The sequence below is a fragment of the Xanthomonas sp. SHU 199 genome, assembly GCF_000364665.1.
GTDB lineage: Bacteria > Pseudomonadota > Gammaproteobacteria > Xanthomonadales > Xanthomonadaceae > Xanthomonas_A > Xanthomonas_A sontii.
Genome location: NZ_AQOI01000216.1, coordinates 1 through 4675 on the forward strand (window position 1 = coordinate 1; position 4675 = coordinate 4675).

Below are 4675 nucleotides of genomic sequence, written 5' to 3' on the forward strand. Positions count from 1 at the left end.
GGTCGCGGTGGCCGCCGGCAGCACTGCCGCGCCGATCGCCGGCAGCAGGCCCAGGCCGATGCCGGCCAGCCCGGCCGGCGGCCAGGCGCTGTCGTCGGACTTGGCGTCCTCGTGCTTGTCTTCGGTCTTGGCCTTGCCCTTGTCGCTGCCCGAGGCCTTGGTCTCGGTGCTGCTCTTCTCGGCGTCCTGGGCGACCTTGTCGCCGGCCTGCGCGGTGCGCGCGGGGTCGCTGGCGGTGTCGTCCGCGGCGGCCGGACGCTTGTCCGCCTGGTCCTTGCCGGCGTTCTGCGCCGGCTTGGGCGTCTCGCGGGCGGCGGGCTTGGGCGCGGTGGTACGCGCCGAGCCGCCGCCGCCGAGCAGCTTGGCGAAGTCCTTGTCCTTGCCGCCGGCGCGGTCGGTGCCCTGCGTGTCGTTGCCGCCGCCGATCTGGCTGGCGCGGCCACTGCCGCCCAGCGCGGAAAGCGCGTTGTTCATCGTCCGTCTCCGTCATCGTGTTCGTCGGCGGTGGCCGCCAGGCGCGCGCGGCGCGCGCCCAGGTCGTCCATCTCGCGCTGGCTGCGGCGGTCGTCGACCTTGCGTTCCTGCGCGCGGTAGCTGGCCGCGAGCTGTTCCAGCACCTGCTTGTCGCGGCTGGCCAGCAGCAGCCGGCTGCGCTCCATCTCCACCTTTTCGCGGTTGCGGTCGACGGTCTGGCACTGCTGCTGCACCGCGCTCTCCAGCCGGTCCAGGAAGGCGCGGCGGTTGGCCAGTTGCGCCAGGCTGGTCGCGGCCATCTGGCTGTTGGCGTACTCCTCGGCGTAGCGGCGCAGTTCCTCCAGCCGCGACTCGTGGGTGGCCAGGGCGCGCTGGCGCTCGGCGAGATCGCGCGCGACCTCGTCTTCGTGCTGCTGGGCGCGGCGGAGCAGGGGATCGAGACGTTGCGATTGCATCATGGCTTAGTTCTCGCGGTCGACCAGGCGCTTGAGGGCGGCCTGGCTGTGGGGCAGATCTGCGGCTTTGGCGACGTCCTGTCCGAGGAATTCCATGATCTCCGGCCAGCGCTCCAGCGCTTCGTCCACGGCCGGATCGTTGCCGCGCTGGTAGGCGCCGATGGTGATCAGGTCGCGGTTGGCCGAGTACGCGGCCACCAGCCGCTTCAGCGAGCGGATGCGCATCCGCCACGGCTCGTCGGCGATGTCCTGGACCACGCGGCTGACCGAGGACTCGACGTCGATGGCCGGGTACAGGCCGCTATCGGCGACGCGCCGCGACAGCAGGATGTGGCCGTCGAGGATGGCGCGCGCGGCATCGGCGATCGGGTCCTGCGGATCGTCGCCTTCGGTGAGCACGGTGTAGAAGGCGGTGATCGAGCCGCGGCCCTTGGCGCCGTTGCCGGCGCGTTCGACCAGCGCCGGCAGCTTGGCGAACACCGACGGCGGATAGCCGCGGGTGGTCGGCGGCTCGCCCACCGACAGGCCGATCTCGCGCTGGGCCTGGGCGAAGCGGGTCAGCGAGTCCATCAGCAGCAGCACGTTCAGGCCCTGGTCGCGGAACCATTCGGCGATGGCGGTGGCGCGGTAGGCGCCGTGCAGGCGCGCCAGCGGCGGGCGGTCGGCCGGGGCGGCGACCACCACGGCGCGGCGCAGGCCTTCCTCGCCCAGGGTGGTCTCGACGAAATCGCGCACTTCGCGGCCGCGTTCGCCGATCAGCCCGACCACGATCACGTCGGCGGCGGTGTAGCGGGTCATCATGCCCAGCAGGGTGGACTTGCCGACGCCGGAGCCGGCGAACAGGCCCACGCGCTGGCCGCGGCCGATCGGCAGCAGCGCGTTGATCGCGCGCACGCCCACGTCCAGCGGGGTGGTGATCGGTTCGCGCGCCAGCGGGTTGATCGACACGCCGGCCATGCCCACCGAGCCTTCGGCGCGGATCGGGCCCTTGCCGTCCAGCGGCACGCCGTCCGAGTCGATCACCCGGCCGAGCAGGCCTTCGCCCACTTCGACGCCGCCGCGGCGGTGCAGCGGCACCACCCGCGCGTTGGGCAGCAGGCCGTGGGTTTCGGCGCTGGGCATCAGCGAGGTGCGGTCGCCGGAGAAGCCGACCACTTCCGCGTCGACCCAGCCGCCGTCGACCTCGACCTTGCAGGTGGCGCCCATCGGCGCCTCGCAACCGACCGCTTCCAGGGTCAGGCCGACCGCGCGGCGCAGGATGCCTTCGCGGATCAGGCCGCGGCCGGCGGCCACGTCCAGATCGAGCTTGCCGAGGCGGCCGGCCAGGCGCAGGTTGCGCGCATCCAGCCAGTCGGCGGGGTGGGTGCCGGACAGCGCGCTCACAGGCCCGCTCCGGACTTGCGCATCACCGTTTCCAAGGCCGCGCGCAGGCGCGCCTCGAGGGTGCCGTCGATGCGCACCGATTCGGCGTGCACGCGCAGGTCGCCGCGGCTCAGGCTCAGGTCCGGCACCAGCCGGATGCCCTGATCCATCAGCGTCAGCAGCGGGGTCAGCGCGGCGATGTCGTCGGGGTGCAGGCGCACCTCGACGTCGCGGCGCGCGCCGCCGACCGCGTCCAGCGCCTCGGCGACCAGTTCCGACAGCAGCACCGGGTCGGCCTGGTAGGCACGGCCGACCAGGCTGCCGGCGATGCGCACGGCCAGCTCGCCGAGCGCGCCGACCACCTCGTTCTCCAGCCGCGCCAGCGGCCGCGAGAAGTTGTCCAGGATGCCTTCGATCTGTGCGGTGAGGCGGCGGATCTCGGCCTGGCCCTGGGCCAGGCCCTCGGCGTGGCCGCGTTCGAAGCCTTCATGCTGGGCCGCGGCCTCGATCGCCTGGATCTCCTCCAGGCTCGGCGGACGCAGCACCGGCTCGTCCGGCAGCGCGTCTTCGTAGGGCAGCGCCGCCAGCGCGGACGGGGCATCGAGTTCCGGCGCCAGCCAGCGCACCACGTTGCCGTTCATACCATGGCCTCCGCACCGCTACCGCCCAGGCTGATCACGCCTTCGTCGGCCAGGCGCCGCACGATCGCCAGGATCTCCTTCTGCGCGGCTTCCACATCGGACAGGCGCACCGGGCCGCGCGCCTCCATGTCTTCCAGCAGGATCTCGGCGGCGCGCTGGGACATGTTCTTGGTGATCTTGTCGCGCACCTTGATGTCGGCGCCGCGCAGGGCCAGGCCGAGACGGTCGCCGCTGACTTCGCGCAGCATGGTCTGCAGGCCGCGGTCGTCCAGCTCCACCAGGTTGTCGAACACGAACATCAGGTCCTGGATGCGGCTGCCAAGGTCGGCGTCGATCTTGCTGATCGCCGTCAGCACGCCCTGGTCCGAGCCGCCGTCCAGGAAGTTGAGGATGTTGGCCGCGACCTTGACCCCGCCCACGTTGGACGACTTCAGGTTCTGGTTGCCGGAGAACTGCCGCTCCATGATCTCGTTGAGCTCGTTGAGCGCGTGCGGCGGGATGCCGTCGAGCGTGGCGATGCGCATCAGCACGTCGGCGCGGGTGCGCTCGGGCAGCAGCTTCAGCGCCTCGGCGGCCTGGTCGCTGTCCAGGTGCGCCATCACGATGGCGATGATCTGCGGATGCTCGTTGCGCACCAGGTCGGCGATGGAGCGCGGGTCCATCCACTTCAGGGTGTCCAGGCCGGTGGTATTGCGGCCCAGCAGGATGCGGTCGATCAGGCTGCCGGCCTTGTCGGCGCCCAGCGCCTGCACCAGCACGTTGCGGATGTAGTCGTCGGCGCCCACGCCCAGCGAGGTCTTGCTGCCCAGCTCGGCGTTGAACTCCTCCATGACCTTCTCGACCTGGTCGCGCGAGATGCCGCTCAGCGTCGCCATGGCGATGCCGATCTTCTGCACCTCCTTGGGATCCATGTGCTTGAGCACCTCGGCCGCGTCGGCCTCGCCGAGCGACAGCAGCAGCACGGCGGCGCGCTGGGTGCCATTCATTGCATTCGCATCAGGCTTCACTGGCGACCCATCCCTTCACGACCTGCGCCACGCGCTTGGAATCCTGTTTGACCGCTTCGCGGGCCTGACGCAACCGTTCCTCGTAGGCGTCGGGCAGGGCGATGGCGGGGTTGCCGCCAGCGCCGCCGCTGAGGCTGGCGGTGTCCTCGCCCAGCGACGGCAGCAGCGGGTTGTCGTCGTCGAGCATCGACAGCTTGGCGTCGCGCGGCTCGTTGCCGTCGCGGTCGTGGCCCACCGACGCGGCCGGCGCGGGACCGGCGATCTGGCGCAGCGCCGGGCGCAGCACGCCGAACAGCAGCGCCAGCACCACCGCCGCACCCAGCACCAGGCGCGCGACGTTCATCACCCGCGGATCTTCCCACCAGCCGGGCTTGTCGGCCGCTTCCGGGGCCTGGCGGACGAACGGGGCGTTCATCACCGAGACGGTGTCGCCGCGTTCGGCATTGAAGCCCACCGCCTGCTTGACCAGGCCTTCGATGCGGGTCAGTTCGGCGGCGCTGAGCGCCTGCTCGGTCATCTTGCCCTTGGCGCCGGGACGCATCACGTGGTCCACCAGCACGGCCACCGAGACGCGCTTGATCCGTCCGGCCGGCTGCCGGGTGTGCTGCAGGGTGCGGTCCAGCTCGTAGTTGCGGGTGGCGCTCTTGGAGCTTTCGGTCGGGGTCGCGGCGGCGGCCTGCTGGGTGCCGGTGCCGGCGACGGGCGGGGCACCGGTGGCGCCCGGCTGGCCCGGCGC

At 71.9% G+C, this 4675-nt stretch carries 5 protein-coding genes and 1 pseudogene; all 6 read right to left on the reverse strand.

All coding sequences use genetic code 11. From position 1 onward, the window contains the following. Positions 1 to 474, reverse strand: a pseudogene (locus D183_RS0108780) (hypothetical protein); the annotation flags it as partial. Then, complete coding sequence (gene fliJ / locus D183_RS0108785; RefSeq protein ID WP_010341649.1) at positions 471 to 932, reverse strand: flagellar export protein FliJ; 462 nt, start codon at positions 930 to 932, stop codon at positions 471 to 473. The gene fliJ and the pseudogene D183_RS0108780, both read right to left, overlap by 4 nt. Positions 933 to 935: 3 nt before the next feature. Further along, positions 936 to 2312, reverse strand: coding sequence for a flagellar protein export ATPase FliI (gene fliI, locus D183_RS0108790; RefSeq protein ID WP_017908679.1), 1377 nt, complete (start codon positions 2310 to 2312; stop codon positions 936 to 938). Then, positions 2309 to 2932, reverse strand: a complete 624-nt coding sequence (locus D183_RS0108795) for a FliH/SctL family protein (RefSeq protein WP_017908680.1) — start codon at positions 2930 to 2932, stop codon at positions 2309 to 2311. The genes fliI and D183_RS0108795 overlap by 4 nt, the downstream gene beginning before the upstream one ends. Then, on the reverse strand, positions 2929 to 3918 hold the full coding sequence (gene fliG, locus D183_RS0108800) for a flagellar motor switch protein FliG (RefSeq protein WP_017908681.1): 990 nt from the start codon (positions 3916 to 3918) through the stop codon (positions 2929 to 2931). The genes D183_RS0108795 and fliG overlap by 4 nt, the downstream gene beginning before the upstream one ends. Positions 3919 to 3928: 10 nt before the next feature. Further along, positions 3929 to 4675 (reverse strand): flagellar M-ring protein FliF C-terminal domain-containing protein (locus D183_RS0108805; protein ID WP_017908682.1); only part of this gene is annotated, 747 nt, incomplete at its 5' end.

Coding starts and splice junctions, on each gene's coding strand:
- fliJ (WP_010341649.1), bottom strand. CDS start 932: ATGATGCAATCGCAACGTCTCGATCCCCTGCTCCGCCGCGCCCAGCAG.
- D183_RS0108795 (WP_017908680.1), bottom strand. CDS start 2,932: ATGAACGGCAACGTGGTGCGCTGGCTGGCGCCGGAACTCGATGCCCCG.
- fliG (WP_017908681.1), bottom strand. CDS start 3,918: ATGAATGGCACCCAGCGCGCCGCCGTGCTGCTGCTGTCGCTCGGCGAG.